Origin of the sequence: Nocardioides sp. cx-169, assembly GCF_021083605.1 — a bacterium.
Taxonomy (GTDB): Bacteria; Actinomycetota; Actinomycetes; order Propionibacteriales; family Nocardioidaceae; genus Nocardioides.
Genome location: NZ_JAJNRO010000004.1, coordinates 650,401 through 666,109, shown reverse-complemented (window position 1 = coordinate 666,109; position 15,709 = coordinate 650,401). Strand labels below are relative to the sequence as shown.

The window sequence follows — 15,709 nt, the reverse complement described above, 5'->3', positions numbered from 1 at the left end:
TCCAGGCTTGCCCTGGCCCGCACTCACCTCCAGTGCCGGATCTGCACCGGATGCGGTTCACGTTCTGTACTGGCCACCGCGGCCGGAGGGGGGTCTACTGGTCCCATGTCGACCTACGGTCAGTTCTGCCCCGTGGCCAAGGCCATGGAGGTGCTCGACGAGCGATGGACGCTGCTCGTCGTACGCGAGCTGCTCGCCGGGAGCAGCCACTTCAACGAGCTGCGGCGCGGGGTGCCCCGGATGTCGCCTGCGCTGCTGTCCAAGCGGCTGCGCACCCTGGAGCGAGCCGGCGTCGTACGGCGCTCGGACCAAGGCGGGCGCACCTCCTACACGCTCACCGAGAGCGGGCGCGAGCTGCACGGGATCGTCGAGGCGCTCGGGGTGTGGGGTGTCCGCTGGATCGGGCAGCTGGGCGCGGAGGACCTCGACCCGCACCTGCTGCTGTGGGACATGAAGCGCACGGTCCCGCTCGACGCATGGCCGCGCTCGCGCACGGTGCTGGCGATCGAGTTCGACGACGTCGACGCGCGCGCCGCGCACTGGTGGATCGTGGTCTCCGGCGACGAGGTCGACGTGTGCGACTACGACCCCGGCTTCGACGTGACCGCCACCCTACGCACCGGCCTGCGTGCGCTCACTCGCCTGTGGCGCGGCGACCTCGACTGGCCGCAGCTGCTCGCCAGCGGCGAGTGCACGGTCGAGGGCCCCTCCGAGGTACGCCGCGAGCTCCCCCGCTGGCTCGGCCGGTCCTCGCTGGCCGCGGTTCCCCGGCCGGTCCCGGCCTAGCGAACGTCGAGCGCCGCGTAGGCCGCCCCGTCCGCCAGCGCCGCGTAGCCCGGGCCGCGGTCGAAGAAGGCCTCGCTGGCCGCGGGTCGCGACGCCCGCTCGGCTCTCGTCGCCCCGGCGTCGAAGCCCGGGCCGTCGTCCTCGCCGGTCAGCACGACGCCGTACGCGGCCAGCGCGGCCTCGGGCGAGACCTTGTGCCACCGCACGTCGCGCACGACCAGCTCTGGGTCGCGCGCCAGCGGGTCGCCCCACCCACCGCCCCCGGTGGTGCGGATCCGGATGACCTCACCGGCACGGACCGGCTCGGCGTCGGCCAGTGCGTCGGCCTCCCGCTCGGCCGGGCCACCCGGGTCGATGACCACGGAGAACGGCTGCCCCGCCAGTCCACCGCGAACGCCCCAGCAGGCCAGGATCGAGCGGTCGGCGATGGACATGAAATGGCCGTCCTTGAGCATCCGGATGTGCTTCTCGTAGCCGAGGCCGCCGCGGTACTGCCCGGCGCCGCCGCTGTCGACGGCCAGCGACAGCGACTCGACGCGGAACGGGAAGCGCGCCTCGGTGAACTCGCTGGGCAGGTTGCGCGAGTCCGGCACCACGTGGATGGTGTCCTCGCCGTCGGCGTAGTGGCGGCCGCCGGAGCCGCCGCCGAGCACCTCGCGCATCAGGTAGGGCAGCCCGTTCAGGTCCTCGCCGTAGACGCCGGTGTAGCGGATCGTCTCCTGGTCGGCCGGCATCCGCCCGTCGACCGCCTTCGCGAGCACGCCGGCCAGCACGCCGAGGAGCCGCAGGATGACGAACGTGCGGGCGTTGGTGGGCGCCGGGAACACCGGCGTCAACAGGGTGCCCGGCTCCGGGAAGCGCATCTCGATCAGCGGCACGACGCCCTCGTTGACGTCGAGCTCGGCCATGCGCTCCGGCGACTCCGCGAGGTTGCGCAGGATCGGCGCCAGCCACTTCTTGAGGAACACGCCGTCGCTGTAGTCGCCGCAGTGGTTGATCGGACCCTTGGCCTGCGGCGAGGTGCCGTCGAAGTCGAGGATGATCCGCTCCCCGTCCGGGTCGTCCGCGGGCGTGCGGGTGAGCGTGATCCGCTGGGTGTGCAGCCGCGGGGCGTCGACGCCGTCGTGCTCGGCGTAGTCCTCCCACGCCCAGCTGCCGACGGGGATCTGGCTGAGGATCTCGCGGCGGTACGTCGTGGTCGTGCGGTCGATGATCGCGTCGAAGCAGGACTCCACGACCTCGACGCCGTACCGGTCGAACAGCTCCCCGAGCCGCCGCGCGCCCATCAGGCAGGCCGAGCACTCGGCGTCGAGGTCGGCGGCCAGCGACTCCGGCATCCGGGAGTTGCGGGTCATGATCGCGAGCGCCGCCCGGTTGGGCACGCCGGCGTCCCAGAGCTTGATCGGCGGCACCATCAGGCCCTCGGAGAAGACGCTGGTGGCGTTGCTCGGCATCGAGCCGGGCACGGCGCCCCCGATGTCGTCGTGGTGGCCGAACGCCTGCACGAACGCGACCACCCGACCCTCGCTGAAGACGGGCACCGTCACGCACAGGTCGGGCAGGTGACCGATGCCGCCCTCCGAGCGGTAGACGTCGTTGTGGAAGAACACGTCGCCGGGTCGCATCTGCTCGATCGGGAAGTCACGGGCGACCGGGTGCACCAGGGCGGAGTACGAGCGCCCGGTCAGCTTGCGCAGCAGCCGGTCGTGGATGCCGGCGCGGAAGTCGTGGGCGTCGCGGATCATGGGGCTGCGGCTGGTGCGCCCGATCGCGGTCTCCACCTCCAGCTCCACGCTGGCCAGGGACCCCTGCACGATCTCGACCAGGACCGGGTCGGCGCGCGCCCCCGCGTCGTCGGTGAGGTGGGCGAACGGGAACTGCGTGGGCGCACGCCTGCTCATGCCGTCGCCTCCCGGGTCACGATGAGGTTGAGGTACTCGTCCACCCGCGCGACGAACCCCGGATGGACCGGCACCGTCGAGCCGAACTCCTCGATGACCATCGGTCCGGCCACGCTCGCCCCGGGCGGCAGGTCCGTGCGCTGCACGACCGGCGTGGCGACGTACCCGTCCCCCGCGTCGAAGCACACCTGCCGAGTGGCGGTTTCGAGGCTCGTCGCTGGCGCTCCTCGCACCTCAACCACCGCCTCCACCTGGTGGCGCACGATCTCCGGCCGCCGGATGGGGCCGACGCCGGAGACCCGCAGGTTGACCCACTCGACCTGCTGGGTGGGGTCCGTGGAGAAGTCGTAGCCGTAGAGGGCCCGGTGCGCGGCGTGGAAGGCATCCGCCACGTCGGCGAGCACGGCGACGTCGACGACCCCGTCGGGCACCGGCACCCGCACCTCGAACGCCTGGCCGAAGTAGCGCAGGTCGGCGGTGCGGACGAAGCGGTGCTGCGCGGGCGCGAACCCCTCGGTCCTCAGCGCCCGCGCGGCCTGCTCGGTCAGGTCGTCGTAGATCCCGGCGACCGTGGCCGCCTCGAGCTGGTCGGCCAGCGCGACGTGGGTCTGCACGTAGTCGTTCTTCACGTCCACGGTCAGCAGCCCGAACGCCGACACGTTGCCCGGGTTCGGCGGCACCAGGACGGTCGGGATGCCGAGCACGTCCATCAGTCGGCAGAGCAGCAGCGAGCCCGAGCCGCCGAAGGTCGTCAGCGTGAAGTCGCGCACGTCCAGGCCGCGCTTGACCGTGACCTGGCGCAGCGCGTTGGCCTGGTTCCACGCGGAGATCTCCAGCACTCCGGCCGCGCACGCCTCCGGGCTCAGCCCGAGCTCCGCGGCCAGCCCGCGTACGCCGCTCGCCGCCGCGTCGACGTCGAGCGGGATCTCCCCGCCGAGCAGGTGCGGGGGGATCCGGCCGAGGAAGACGTGGGCGTCGGTGATCGTGACCTCGCGCCCGCCCTTGCCGTAGCAGATCGGCCCGGGGTCGGCGCCCGCCGACTGCGGCCCCACCTTCAGCGTCCCCTCCGGCGAGAGCCAGGCGATGGAGCCGCCGCCGGCGCCGACGGTCACCACGTCGATCATCGGGATCTTGGAGGGGAACGCGCCGACCGAGCCCTCGGTGGTCAGCGTCGGCTCGCCGTGGATGACGACCGAGACGTCGGTCGACGTACCGCCGCCGTCGCTGGTGAGCACGTGGTCGAAGCCGGCCACCTTCGCGATCATCGCGGCGCCCAGCGCGCCGGCCGCGGGGCCGGAGAGCACGGTCGTGATCGGCTGGTGCACGACCTCGTCGGCCGAGAGCACGCCGCCGTTGGACTTCATCACGTAGAACGGCAGGTCGCCGTAGTCCGTCAGGCGGCTCTTGATGTTCGTGACGTACGCCGACAGGCGGGGCTTGACGGCCGCGTCGACGAGGGTGGTCATGGCGCGCTCGTACTCGCGGTACTCGCGCAGCACCTGGCTGCTCACCGACACCACGCAGTCGGGGTGCTCCTCGGCGAGGACGGCGCGCATGCGCTCCTCATGGTCGGCGTTGGCGTAGGAGTGCAGGAAGCAGACGCCGAGCGAGTTGACGTCGTGGTCGCGGAACCACCGGGCCACCTCACGCGCGCCGGCCTCGTCAAAGGGCCGCACCTCGTCGCCGGTGACGTCGAGGCGGCCCTCGACCCCCTTCACCAGGTCGCGCGGCACGATCCGGTCGGGCTTGACCCAGAAGTAGGAGTTGCCGTAGCCGTCGGGCACCGACTGCCGGGCGATCTCCAGCATCGCCTCGTAGCCGGCGTTGGTCACGAAGCCGAGCCGGTCGACCTTGCCCTCGAGCAGCTGGTTGGTGGCGACCGTCGTACCGTGGCTGACCGACGCGACGTCGGCGCCCTTCGCCCCGGCCAGGGCGAGCACCTTCTCGATGCCCGCGAGGAAGCCGTCGGCGGGGTTGCCCGGCGTCGACGGGGTCTTGGTCGTGACCAGCGCTCCGGACTCCTCGTCGAAGGCGACGACGTCCGTGAAGGTGCCGCCGGTGTCGATCCCGATCCTGATCCGACCCATGCGTCGATCCAAGCAGAGATCAGGCCTCCGGGGAGCGCTCGTTGTAGACGCCTGCGGGCTCCTGGCCGGACAGCTCCTGGATGGCCGTCATGATCTGGTCGGTGACCTCGCGGCGGGCCCGCCCCAGCGGGACGCCGTCGTAGCGTCCGACGACCTGGATCGGCCTGCCGAACGACACCGTCACCGGCACCACCTTGGGTCGCGACGAGCCGACCGGCTGCAGCTTGTCGGTGCCGATGAGGCCGACGGGCACGACCGGGACGCCGGCGGTGAGGGCGAGGTGGGCGACGCCGGTGCGCCCGCGGTAGAGCCGGCCGTCGCGCGAACGGGTGCCCTCGGGGTAGATCCCGAACGCCTCGCCCCGGCGCAGCACCGAGAGCGCGGTGTCGAGGCTGGCGAGCGCGGCCTTGCTGTCGTCGCGGTCCACCGGCAGCATGCCCATGCCCTCGAACCACATCCGGGAGAGGGCGCCCCTGACGCCGGTCCCGGTGAAGTAGTCCGACTTCGCCAGGAACGCCACCCGCCGCGGCGCCACGATCGGGATGACCATGGAGTCGGCGAAGCTCAGGTGGTTGCTGGCCAGGATCACCCCACCGGTGCGCGGGATGTTGTCCACGCCGTTGACCGTCGGTCGCCAGATCGCCTTGGCGAGTGGCGGGACGACGGTGTGGAGCACCCGGTAGAGCATGGCCTGATCGTAGGGGCAGCTCAGCCGCGCCACGCGTACGGCGTCGTGGTGGTCACCGCGCGCAGGTGCCTGGCACGACCTCCAGCCGCCCGGCGGAGACGACCACGGGGGTCGGTCATCGCGGTGCCTGGTGGAAAATAGGTGAAGGGCCCTTGTGAGTATGAGTCACAAGGGCCCTTCGGCTTGACCGATCCGATGGTGTATCCCGATCGACAGCTCTTCTCCTCCGGTCCCAGTAGCCTCACCATCCGGCTGCCGCGACAAGTTCCCAGCAAGCTGGTCCCCCGTCATCTGGACCCTCGTCTCCGAGCTGCCCCGCTCTCCCCGGGGGGAGTGCGTGGGTCAGTTCTATGCCCCGCCGAAACCCCCGCGCAAGACCTTCACGCCACAAACCTCCGGTTCCACCGGAACTCCCCCTCCCTCCACAGTCCGACCCCCCTCTCTCCACCACACCCGCCCCGTTTCCACAGCCTTGTCCACCGTCCCTGTGGAGAAGTCGCCCACTGGTCCAGACCTCGTCCGCCGCTGGTCGAGGTGCAAGGAGCGGCGGCAGCCCACTTTCGGTGGTCGAGGTGCGAGGAGCGCCAGCGACGAGCCTCGAGACCCCGTCGGTCGAGGTACGGCGGTCGGGTGGCGGGGTCTCGAGGCTCAGGCGTTGCACGCCTTCGTACCTCGACCACCGAGATGCGAGAAAGTTCCAAGACCCCTTGTGGATAAAGGCATTCTCGGCGCCTTCGACTGTCGGTGGCGGGTGCTTGAGAAATCCCATGAACACCCCCGGACCCAACCAGAGCAGGCAGCTGCTCGACGGTGTCCGCGCGCACACCCAGGCCGCGATCGAGGCCGAGCTCGGCCGCGTCCACCTCGTCCATGACTGGTGCTCGCTGCATGAGACCCACGACGAAGACGACGCCGCGGTCGGTGACCACGGCATCCCGCTCGCCGGGCCCGGGGCACCCATGGTCAGCGAGTTCGCGGTGATGGAGCTCGGCGCCGCCTTGGGGATGTCCACCGACTCCGCCAAGCGCTACGTCGGCGCCGCACTTGAGATCCGATACCGCCTCCCCAGGATCTGGGCCCGCGTCGAGGCCGGTCAGCTGGGGTTCTGGAAGGCCCGGTGGATCGCGGAGCACACCATGTGCCTACCCGCGGCGGGTGCCGCGTTCGTCGACGCCCGTCTCGGGTACTGCGCGCACAAGGTCTCCTACGCCGAGGTCGAACGACAGATCACCACCGCGATGGCCAGGTTCGACCCCGAGCAGGCCGAGAAGCTACGCCGCCAAGCCGCCGACGGACGCAAGCTCGACATCCACACCCACGCCATGTCCCTCGAAGGCACCATCGACGTGTCCGGGACCCTGGACGCCCAAGACGCCCTCGACCTCGACACCGCGATCAACCGCCTCGCCGCGGACCGGAAGGCCGCCGGGTCCACCGAGTCGTTGGACGTACGACGCGCCCAGGCCGCCGGTGACCTCGCCCGCGGCCAAGACACGCTTGCCTTCGGTGATGAGGACAGCGAGGGTGGTTTCGAGACAGGACTTCGTCCTTCCTCAACCACCGAGAGCATCAAGATCACCCGAGTCATCGACCTGCACATCCACCAGGCCGGGGTGTTCGGAGACCCGAACGCCACCGTCGGCAGATGCGGCCGCAAACCGGTGCTGCTCGAGACCATCCGCGAGTGGTGCGGCGCACCCGACACCGTCATCAACCTCAAACCCGTCAGAGACCTCGCCGAGCACGTCCACGTCGCCGGCTACGAGCACCCGGCCCGGCTGGTCGAGCAGGACGACCTCATCGACCACACCTGCGTGTTCCCCTGGTGCACCAGAGCGGCCGAGAGGTGCGACCACGACCACGTCACCCCCTACCAACGCGGCGGACCGACCTGCTCGTGCAACTCCGCACCCCTGTGCCGCGGGCACCATCGCTTGAAGACCCACGGCCGCTGGACCTACGACGTGCTCGACCGCGGCACCTATGTCTGGCACTCACCCCACGGCCACACCTACCGCCGCGACCACACCGGCACCGAACCACTCCAACACCACAGACCCTGAGCGCCCCACACCCCGCCACCGGCGGGGCCACCGGCATGTCGGCAGAGCAGTCGACGAGCCGACCCAGCTAGCGTGGGGGTCTCGCACTAGGGACGGGACCCGCTATGTACTTCGACAACTCGCCGTGCCGCGTCTGTGGATCCGAGGTCGACCTCCGGGCGCACGACGCGTCCGAGGTGCGCCACGGCAAGAACCCGGACGGCACCGTCGACCTGCGGATCTGCACGAACCCCGACTGCCCGACCAACGCGACCTCGCCGGCGGAGACGCCGACTCCCTGAGGCCGCAGCGAAGGAGTCGATCTCGATCCGGAGGTCCTGCACCACCCGAATCAGAGCTGAGCGGTCAGCCGGGCGAGACCGGGGCCGGAGAGGGCCACCAGTCCGGCGGGTCGGCCGGAGATCGCGAGCAGCAGGTCGACGTCGGCGCCGCGGACCGCCGCCCCGTGGCCGTAGGACCACCCGGTGTCCGTGGACACGATCCGCAGGCCCCTGAGCCGCCTCGGCGCCCCCATGAACCTGTTGGTCGCGACGTAGGCCAGCGACGCCGCCACGACCTCCGGTGGTGAGGTGTGGACGAGACCGAGCGGGCGGGCGATGTCCTGGGCGTGGATGACCAGGTCCATGAGCGGGTCCATCCGGCTGCTCCCGGGCGTACGACGACTGGAGGCCGCGCTCTCGCGCAGCATCTGCACGAGCTCCTCGGTCGAGTGCCGGGTCGCGCGCCGCGCCGCCCGGTCCACCTCCATCCGGTCGAAGCTGCCCCTGGCCCGCACCGCCGCGACCAGGATCGTCCCCAGGCCGTCGCGCGTGGTGCCGGTCAGGTGGGCGACGACGTCGCGGACCGTCCACGCGCCGCACAGGGAGGGCGTGGCCCACTGCGCGTCGTCCAGGTGGGCGACCAGGTCCGCGAGGGCGAGGCGCTCGGCACCCACCGCGACGTCGATCGAAGCGCCCTCCATGCCGGTTCGACTGATCGGCGCCACCGGACTCATCGGCATCTCATGCGTCACGTGCCGCCTCGAACGCCGCGGCGACCTCGAGCAGCCGGCGCTCGGCGCCGTGCGGCGCCACGATCTGTACGCCGACGGGCAGTCCGGACGGCGTCACGCCGGCGGGCACCGAGATCGCGGGGCAGCCGGTGACGGTGATGTAGTAGGCCGAGCGCATCCAGTCGAGGTACGACTCCATCTCGACGCCGTTGATCGCCGTCGGGAACTCCTGGTCGGCAGGGAACGGCGGCACCTGCGAGACCGGCAGCACCAGCACGTCGTAGCGCTGGAAGAACAGCCGCATCCGCTCGGCCAGCGCCGTGCGGCGCGCGTAGGCGGTCGCGACGTCGGCCCCGGTGAGCGACTCCCCGGCGCGGATGTTGTCGGCCAGCGACTGCTTGAAGGAGGTCGGATGCTTCGCCAGGAGCTCGCCGAACCGGGCCTGGAAGTGCCACGCGCGCAGGGTCCGGAACGTCTCGTCGGCCTCGTGGAGGTCGGGGTGGTCGCTGAAGACGCGGGCGCCCGAGCGCGCCATCAGTCGGCCGGCGTCCTCGACCACCGTCGCGACCTCGTCGTCGACCTCGAAGGCCGCGCCCAGGTCTCGCGTCCAGGCGACTCGAAGATCCTGCAGCGTGCCGGAGACGGGTGGTGCGAACGCGGCGCCGGGCGCACCGAGCGCGAGCGGTGCGCGCGGGTCCGGGCCCGCGAGCACCGACAGCAGGAGCGCCACATCGCCGACGTTGCGCGCGAGCGGACCACTGACCGAGGTCGTCTCCCACTGGTTGGCCAGCGGCCACCCCGGCACCCGCCCCAGCGACGGGCGCAGGCCTACGACGCCGCAAAACGACGCGGGGTTCCGCAGCGAGCCGCCCATGTCGGAGCCGTCGGCGAGCGGCACCATGCCCGACGCGAGCGCGGCGGCCGCTCCCCCGCTCGAGCCGCCGGCCGACCGGCTCGGGTCGACCGGGTTGAGGGTGGTGCCGAAGACCGTGTTGAAGGTGTGGGAGCCGGCGGCGAACTCGGGCACGTTGGTCTTGCCGAGCAGTACGACGCCGGCTCGGCGGATCCGCTCGACGATCAGGTCGTCGGCATCCGGCACGTGGTCGGCGAACAGCGGCGAGCCGTAGGTGGTGCGCCAGCCCGCGACGGCGTGGGTGTCCTTCACCGCGAACGGCAGTCCGTGGAGCGCGCCGACCGGTCCGCCCGAGGCGAGGTGCTGGTCGGCCGCGGCCGCTCCGGCCATGGCCCGCTCGGCGTCGAGCGAGACGATCGCGTTGAGCTCGCCGTTGCGGCTCCCGATGCGCTCCAGGTGCAGCTCGAGCAGCTCGCGTGCCGAGATCCGCCGCTCCCGGATCGCTTCGACCTGCTCCCGCGCGGTGGACTCGACCGACAGCTCGCTCATGCGGTCATGATCGCCGACGGCCGAAGAGGCCCCCGACCAGACCCTGCGCGAGGACCCCCAGCAGCACCAGCCCGGCGCCCACCGCGACGCCCCTGAGGAAGTCCTCCTGCGACGCCGCCGCGCCCGCCCTCGGCGGCGCGCTGAACACCTCACCCGGCACCCCAGCCGCCCCAGTCGCCCCCGCTGACCCGTCAGAAAGTCTCTGACGCGTCAGCGCGTCGCCCACGTTGCTGAAGAAGTCGCCAGCCATGCGCTTGGAGACCGAGCCGAGCATCCGCTGGCCGACGCCGCCCACCATCCCGCCGACGACGGCGTCGGCGTCCCACGTCACCTGGGTGCCCTCGGGCACCTCCTCGAAGCGCACCGCGACGGTCGCGTCGACCGTCCCGGGAGCGCCCGCGCCCTGCAGGCGCATCGTCAGCGACTCGTGCTCGGCGAGCTCCGACAGCGCGCACGACCCCTCGTAGGTGCCCTTGATCGCCGCCACCCCGGCCGTGACCGTCATGGCGTAGACGTGCTCGCCCGTGGTCTCCAGCCGGGAGCAGCCAGGGATGCTCTGCACGAGGACGGCCGGGTCCAGGACGGCGTCCCAGACCGCGTCGACGGGCAAGGGGATGACGTTCGAGCCACTGATCTTCACGAGGTCTCCTCGGCGTGCGCGAGTCGGAGGTGGAAGAGCTCGGAGGGCGAGATCGGCATCGCCGTGATCGCCAGACCAGGTGAGCTAAGCCCCTCGGCATCCTCGATCGCCGAGGCGAACACCGCCGCTGACGGGATTACCCCGGCCTCGCCCGCGCCCTTGATGCCGAGCGGGTTGAGCGGCGAGGGCGTCTCGAGATGGTCGATGTCGATGCCGTCGGGGATCTCGGTGACGTAGGGCATCAGGAAGTCCATGAACGACGCGTTGAGCAGCTGACCGGACTCGTCGTAGACCATCCGCTCGTAGAGTGCCCCCGCGACTCCCTGCGCGACGCCGCCGTGGATCTGTCCCTCCACGATCATCGGGTTGATCAGCTTGCCGCAGTCGTGGACGACGGCGTACTTCAGGATCGTGATCTCCGCGGTCAGCGGGTCGGTCTCGACGATCACCGCGTGCATGCCCGAGGCGAAGGTCGAGCGCTCGGGCGAGTAGAAGTCGGTGCCCTCGAGCCCCGGCTCCTCGTCCTCGGGCACCGGCGGCTTCCCGGGGTCGCCGACCGTGAACTGGGTGGCCGCCCTGGACGCCTCGTCGAAGGCGTAGCGCAGCGGGTTGGACAGCACCGCCACCGTGCCCAGGTCGATCGCCGCGCCGGGCGAGCCTTTGACCGACACGACGCCGTCCACGATCTGCAGGTCGTCGGGCGAGGCCTCGAGCGCGTCGGCGGCGATCCGGAGGACCTTCTCCTTGGTCCTCCTGGCCGCCAGGTGGATCGCCGAGCCGCTCATCACCGCGGCCCGCGAGGCGAAGGTGCCGACGGCGTACGGCATCCGGCGGGTGTCGCCGGTGACCACCTCGACGTCCTCGAAGCGGCAGCCGATCTCGTCGGCGACCAGCTGCGCGAAGACCGTTGCGTGCCCCTGTCCCTGCGTGGTGAGGCCGGTCGCGACCTTGACCTTGCCGGAGGTCTCGATGTGCACGTGCGCGCCCTCGTAGGGGCCGACGCCGGTGCCCTCGACGTAGCAGGCCAGGCCGATGCCGACCCGCCGTCCCTGCCCGGCCATCTCCGCGCGGAAGGCCGGGAACTCGTCCCACCCGACCAGCGTCTTGATCCTCTCCAGCAGGGCCGGGTAGTCGCCGCTGTCGTACTCCAGCTCGCGGCCGTCCTGGAAGATCAGGCCCTGGTCGAAGGGGAACTCGTCGGGCTGGATGAAGTTGACCGCCCGCACCTCGGTGCGGTCCCGGCCGAGCTCGGCCGCGATCGCGTCCATCGTCCGCTCCATCGCGAAGCAGCCCTGCGGCCGCCCGGCGCCGCGGTAGGGCGTGACCATCACCGTGTTGGTGTAGAGCGACTCGAACACCACGCGGTAGACGGCCGGCTTGTAGGGCCCGAGCAGCTGGGTGGAGGTGATGATCGGGACGATCAGCCCGTAGGGCGTGTAGGCGCCGTGGTCGTGCCAGAACGTCACGTCGAGGGCCAGCAGCCGCCCGTCGTCGTCGAAGCCCACCTCGATGTGCTGGATCTGCCCGCGCTCGTGCGCCGAGGAGATGAAGTGCTCGCGGCGGTCCTCGATGAACTTCACCGGACGGCGCAGGGTGCGCGCCGCGAGCGGGACCAGCAGCTCCTCGGGCCAGGGGTGGTTGATCTTGACGCCGAACCCCCCGCCGACGTCGGGGGTGATCACGTCGACCTGGCGCAGGTCGAGCCCCAGCTTGACGGCCACGACCGCGCGCACGCCGGTCGAGGTCTGGGTGGAGGTCCACATCTGCAGCCGGTCGCTGTCGGGGTCCCATCGGGCGACCGTGCCGCGCCCCTCCAGCGGCATGCTGGCGCTGCGCTCGACGTCGAGGTCGAGGGTGAGCCGGCGCGGGGCCGCGGCGAGCGCCGCCTCGACGTCGCCGGTGCTCTGCTCCATCCGGGCGCCGACGTTGCCCGGCACGTCCTCGTGCACCAGCCGGTCGGCGGCGCGCGCGGCCTCGACGCCGACCACGGGCGCCAGGACGTCGTAGGTGACCCTGATCCGCCCGACCGCGTCCTCGGCGACGTAGCGGTCGTCGGCCACGACGAAGGCGACGGCCTCGCCGACGTAGTTGACCTCGTCCTTGGCCAGCGCGTACTGCGTGCGGCCGTGGGTGAGCGCCGGGTGCGGGATCAGCAGCGGCAGCGGGTCGGCCATCGCCCCGGTCAGGTCGTCGTAGGTCCACACCGCGTGGACCCCTTCGACGTCGAGTACGTCGGCCACGTCGATGTCGACGATTCGCGCGTGCGCGTGCGGCGAGCGGAGCACGGCGGCGTGCAGCGTGGCCGGGTCGACCGCGATGTCGTCGGCGTAGCGGCCCAGCCCGCGTAGGAACCGCTGGTCCTCGACGCGCTGGACGCCCGTGCCCATCAGCCTGGTGGTCATGTGCCCAGCTCCGCGGCGCGCTCGACGGCCTTGACGATGTTCTGGTAGCCGGTACAGCGGCATAGGTTGCCGGCGATCATGTCCCGGGCCTCCTCGTGCGTGGGCTGGGGATTGTCGCGCAGCCCGGCGGTGATCGTCGTGAGGAAGCCGGGCGTGCAGAAGCCGCACTGCAGGCCGTGGCACTCCGCGAACGCCTGCTGCACGTTGCTCAGCGACCCGTCCCCGCCGGCGAGCCCCTCGACCGTCGTGAGCTCCAGCCCGACGGCCGACACCGCGAACATCAGGCAGGCCCGGACGGGCCGCCCGTCGGCCAGCACCGTGCATGCCCCGCAGACGCCGTGCTCGCAGCCGACGTGGGTGCCGGTGAGACCCAGGTCGTGGCGCAGTGCGTCGGACAGCAGCCGCCGTGCCGGCACCCGCAGGTCGTGGACGACGCCGTTGACGCTCAGCCGGAGCTCGATCAGGGGCTCACTCATCGCCCGTCGCCTCCCGCACGACCCGCTCGGTCAGCACCCGGACGAGGTGGGCCCGGTAGGCCGCCGTGGCGTGGATGTCGCCGGCCGGCTCGAGCCGCTCGAGCGCGGCCTCGCCCAGGTCCTCGACCGGCACTCCGGACAGGTCCACCACGACGGGTACGTCGCTCACGGACACGTAGCCGACCTTCACGCTGCCACCCTCCACCAGTGCGGCCGCGCCGACCAGGGCGTAGTCGCCGTGGCGACGCGCGATCTCGGCGAAGGCCACTCGCCCACCCGGTGCGAGGGCCGGGAAGCTCGCCGACGTGGCGATCTCGTCGTGCGCCAGGCTCGACTCGAGCGGACCGACGTACAGCTTCGAGGCGGGGATGGTGCGCGCGCCGGACGGCCCGACGACCTCGAGCGAGCCTGCGAGCAGGCTCAGCACCATCGGCAGCTCCGCGGCCGAGTCGGCGTGCACGATCGAGCCCACCGTCGTGCCGCGGTTGCGGATGGTCGCATGGGCGACGTGCGACAGCGCGAGCCGCAGCAGCGGCTGCACCCGCGCCACCTCCTCGTGCGCCAGCACGTCGGCGTGCCGCGCGAGCGCGCCGACGCGAACGCCGTCGGGGCTCACCGTCACCTCGTCCAGCCCAGGCAGGCCGTTGATGTCGACCAGCCTCGAGGGCGCCGCGAGGCGCATCGACAGCAGCGGGACCAGCGACTGACCCCCGGCGAGCACCTTCGCGCCCGGGTCGCCGGCCAGCGCGGCGAGCGCATCGTCCAGCGAGCCCGGGCGGACGTAGTCGAAGGAGGCGGGCTTCACCGCGCGCGGCTGACCTCGTCGGCCCCTCGATGGACGCTCGGGCGGTGCCCACGGCCGACGAGGTGGAAGTAGACGATGACCAGGATCGTGCCGAGCGCGATGCCGCTGAGCTCGAAGTCGTCGGTGATGGCCAGCGTGACGCCGCCGATGCCGGCGATGATGCCGGCGGCCAGGCCCACCAGGTTGACCGGATTGCCGAAGTCGACCCGGTTCTCGACCCAGATCTTGGCGCCGACCAGGCCGATCATCCCGTAGAGCACGACCGTGATCCCGCCGAGGACCCCGCCTGGGGTCGCGCTGACGATGGCGCCGAACTTCGGGCACAGCCCCAGCAGGATCGCCACGAGCGCGGCGACGTAGTAGGCGGCCGTGGAGTAGACCCGCGTCGCCCCCATGACGCCGATGTTCTCGGCGTACGTCGTGGTCGGCGAGCCGCCGAACGCGCTGGCCAGGGCGGTGGCGAACCCGTCGGCACCGATTGCGCGGCCCATGTAGGGGTCGAGGTTCTCGCCGGTCATCTCCGCGACCGCCTTGACGTGCCCGGTGTTCTCCGCGATCAGCGCGATGACGCCCGGCAGCACGAGCAGGATGAAGGTCAGGGAGAAGCTCGGCCCGTGCACGACGCTGACGCCGTCGCCGAGCGTGCCGCTGGGCACCCCGACCCAGTCGGCCGCCTCGACGCCGGCCCACGTGACGCGGTCGTGGTCGAACGCCGTGGCGACGCAGTAGGTCCCCTCCGTCGTGCACGGCTCGCCGTTCTGGTCCAGGAGGTTGGTGCCGGGCAGCACCGAGCTGATGGTGCCGAACAGCTTGTCGGCGGCCCACGAGACGAGGTAGCCGAAGATCAGGGCCAGGAAGACCGCCACCCGGGACCAGAAACCGGGGAACAGCACCGCGGCGGCGACCAGGAAGGTGGCCGTCAGCAGGGCCACCCACTGGTCCTGCGGCCAGTAGACCCCCGCGACGACGGGCGCGAGGTTGAAGCCGATGAGCATCACGACCGCGCCGGTCACGGCCGGCGGCAGGATGCGGTGGATCACCGAGGAGCCGGCGAAGTGGACCAGCACCCCCACGAGCAGCAGTACGACGCCCGCGACCATGATGGCGCCGGTGACGTCCGCGGAGTCACCGCCCTGACCCCGGATCGCGGCGACGCCGGCCACGAACGACGCGCTCGTGCCCAGGTAGCTCGGCACCTTGTTGTTGCAGATCAGCAGGAACAGGATCGTGCAGATGCCGGAGAACATGATGGCCAGGTTCGGGTCGAGCCCCATGACCAGCGGGAACACGAACGTCGCCCCGAACATCGCGACCACGTGCTGGGCGCCGAGCCCGGCGGTCTTGCCCCAGCCGAGGCGCTGGTGCGGGCCGACCGCCTCGCCGGGAGCGGGGTCGATCTTCTCCCAGGTGAACAACGACATCTGAGCCCTCCTCGGCGGTCCGCGATCCACGAGAGCCCCTATGACAC

Annotated in this window: 13 protein-coding genes; 3 read left to right on the top strand and 10 right to left on the bottom strand. The window is 71.6% G+C overall.

Annotated elements, in window-relative coordinates; genetic code table 11:
• Nucleotides 1-105: 105 nt before the first annotated feature.
• Nucleotides 106-786: a helix-turn-helix domain-containing protein gene (locus LRP67_RS08995; RefSeq protein WP_231269823.1), complete on the top strand. Its 681-nt coding sequence runs from the start codon at nucleotides 106-108 to the stop codon at nucleotides 784-786.
• Here LRP67_RS08995 and LRP67_RS08990 read toward each other — a convergent pair.
• The 3 genes from LRP67_RS08990 to LRP67_RS08980 are packed head-to-tail and all read right to left on the bottom strand — an operon-like array spanning nucleotide 783 to nucleotide 5,462.
• Nucleotides 783-2,687 (bottom strand): hydantoinase B/oxoprolinase family protein, encoded by a 1,905-nt coding sequence (locus LRP67_RS08990; RefSeq protein ID WP_231269822.1) that lies wholly within the window; start codon nucleotides 2,685-2,687, stop codon nucleotides 783-785. The two genes, LRP67_RS08995 and LRP67_RS08990, sit on opposite strands and share 4 nt — an antisense overlap.
• The gene (locus LRP67_RS08985; RefSeq protein ID WP_231269821.1) at nucleotides 2,684-4,774 is read right to left on the bottom strand and encodes a hydantoinase/oxoprolinase family protein; all 2,091 of its coding nucleotides are present in this window, start codon (nucleotides 4,772-4,774) and stop codon (nucleotides 2,684-2,686) included. Before LRP67_RS08985 ends, LRP67_RS08990 begins: the two co-directional genes overlap by 4 nt.
• 19 nt (nucleotides 4,775-4,793) lie before the next feature.
• A complete protein-coding gene (locus LRP67_RS08980) occupies nucleotides 4,794-5,462 on the bottom strand; it encodes a 1-acyl-sn-glycerol-3-phosphate acyltransferase (RefSeq protein WP_231269820.1) in 669 nt (222 codons plus the stop codon).
• 767 nt (nucleotides 5,463-6,229) lie between these two features.
• On the opposite strand from LRP67_RS08980, the gene LRP67_RS08975 reads away from it, so the two are divergent.
• The gene (locus LRP67_RS08975; RefSeq protein WP_231269819.1) at nucleotides 6,230-7,525 is read left to right on the top strand and encodes an HNH endonuclease signature motif containing protein; all 1,296 of its coding nucleotides are present in this window, start codon (nucleotides 6,230-6,232) and stop codon (nucleotides 7,523-7,525) included.
• 104 nt (nucleotides 7,526-7,629) lie between these two features.
• The gene (locus tag LRP67_RS08970; protein WP_231269818.1) at nucleotides 7,630-7,806 is read left to right on the top strand and encodes a hypothetical protein; all 177 of its coding nucleotides are present in this window, start codon (nucleotides 7,630-7,632) and stop codon (nucleotides 7,804-7,806) included.
• A 50-nt stretch (nucleotides 7,807-7,856) separates the two neighbouring features.
• Here the strand turns inward: LRP67_RS08970 and LRP67_RS08965 are convergent, their stop codons facing one another.
• Genes LRP67_RS08965 through LRP67_RS08935 form a run of 7 tightly spaced genes read right to left on the bottom strand, consistent with a single transcriptional unit; the run spans nucleotide 7,857 to nucleotide 15,662 of the window.
• Nucleotides 7,857-8,486 (bottom strand): maleylpyruvate isomerase family mycothiol-dependent enzyme, encoded by a 630-nt coding sequence (locus tag LRP67_RS08965; RefSeq protein WP_231269817.1) that lies wholly within the window; start codon nucleotides 8,484-8,486, stop codon nucleotides 7,857-7,859.
• Between the two features lie 40 nt (nucleotides 8,487-8,526).
• A complete protein-coding gene (locus tag LRP67_RS08960; RefSeq protein ID WP_231269816.1) occupies nucleotides 8,527-9,918 on the bottom strand; it encodes an amidase in 1,392 nt (463 codons plus the stop codon).
• Between the two features lie 4 nt (nucleotides 9,919-9,922).
• Nucleotides 9,923-10,558: a carbon monoxide dehydrogenase subunit G gene (locus LRP67_RS08955; protein ID WP_231269815.1), complete on the bottom strand. Its 636-nt coding sequence runs from the start codon at nucleotides 10,556-10,558 to the stop codon at nucleotides 9,923-9,925.
• The gene (cutA, locus tag LRP67_RS08950; RefSeq protein WP_231269814.1) at nucleotides 10,555-12,960 is read right to left on the bottom strand and encodes an aerobic carbon-monoxide dehydrogenase large subunit; all 2,406 of its coding nucleotides are present in this window, start codon (nucleotides 12,958-12,960) and stop codon (nucleotides 10,555-10,557) included. The genes LRP67_RS08955 and cutA overlap by 4 nt, the downstream gene beginning before the upstream one ends.
• On the bottom strand, nucleotides 12,957-13,436 hold the full coding sequence (locus tag LRP67_RS08945) for a (2Fe-2S)-binding protein (RefSeq protein ID WP_231269813.1): 480 nt from the start codon (nucleotides 13,434-13,436) through the stop codon (nucleotides 12,957-12,959). The genes cutA and LRP67_RS08945 overlap by 4 nt, the downstream gene beginning before the upstream one ends.
• Entirely contained in the window at nucleotides 13,429-14,241 is an 813-nt protein-coding gene (locus tag LRP67_RS08940) for a xanthine dehydrogenase family protein subunit M (RefSeq protein WP_231269812.1), read from the bottom strand. Before LRP67_RS08940 ends, LRP67_RS08945 begins: the two co-directional genes overlap by 8 nt.
• Nucleotides 14,238-15,662: a uracil-xanthine permease family protein gene (locus LRP67_RS08935; protein ID WP_231269811.1), complete on the bottom strand. Its 1,425-nt coding sequence runs from the start codon at nucleotides 15,660-15,662 to the stop codon at nucleotides 14,238-14,240. The genes LRP67_RS08940 and LRP67_RS08935 overlap by 4 nt, the downstream gene beginning before the upstream one ends.
• Between the last annotated feature and the right edge of the window lie 47 nt (nucleotides 15,663-15,709).

Coding starts and splice junctions, on each gene's coding strand:
- LRP67_RS08995 (WP_231269823.1), top strand. CDS start 106: ATGTCGACCTACGGTCAGTTCTGCCCCGTGGCCAAGGCCATGGAGGTG.
- LRP67_RS08990 (WP_231269822.1), bottom strand. CDS start 2,687: ATGAGCAGGCGTGCGCCCACGCAGTTCCCGTTCGCCCACCTCACCGAC.
- LRP67_RS08985 (WP_231269821.1), bottom strand. CDS start 4,774: ATGGGTCGGATCAGGATCGGGATCGACACCGGCGGCACCTTCACGGAC.
- LRP67_RS08980 (WP_231269820.1), bottom strand. CDS start 5,462: ATGCTCTACCGGGTGCTCCACACCGTCGTCCCGCCACTCGCCAAGGCG.
- LRP67_RS08975 (WP_231269819.1), top strand. CDS start 6,230: ATGAACACCCCCGGACCCAACCAGAGCAGGCAGCTGCTCGACGGTGTC.
- LRP67_RS08970 (WP_231269818.1), top strand. CDS start 7,630: ATGTACTTCGACAACTCGCCGTGCCGCGTCTGTGGATCCGAGGTCGAC.
- LRP67_RS08965 (WP_231269817.1), bottom strand. CDS start 8,486: ATGGAGGGCGCTTCGATCGACGTCGCGGTGGGTGCCGAGCGCCTCGCC.
- LRP67_RS08960 (WP_231269816.1), bottom strand. CDS start 9,918: ATGAGCGAGCTGTCGGTCGAGTCCACCGCGCGGGAGCAGGTCGAAGCG.
- cutA (WP_231269814.1), bottom strand. CDS start 12,960: ATGACCACCAGGCTGATGGGCACGGGCGTCCAGCGCGTCGAGGACCAG.
- LRP67_RS08945 (WP_231269813.1), bottom strand. CDS start 13,436: ATGAGTGAGCCCCTGATCGAGCTCCGGCTGAGCGTCAACGGCGTCGTC.
- LRP67_RS08935 (WP_231269811.1), bottom strand. CDS start 15,662: ATGTCGTTGTTCACCTGGGAGAAGATCGACCCCGCTCCCGGCGAGGCG.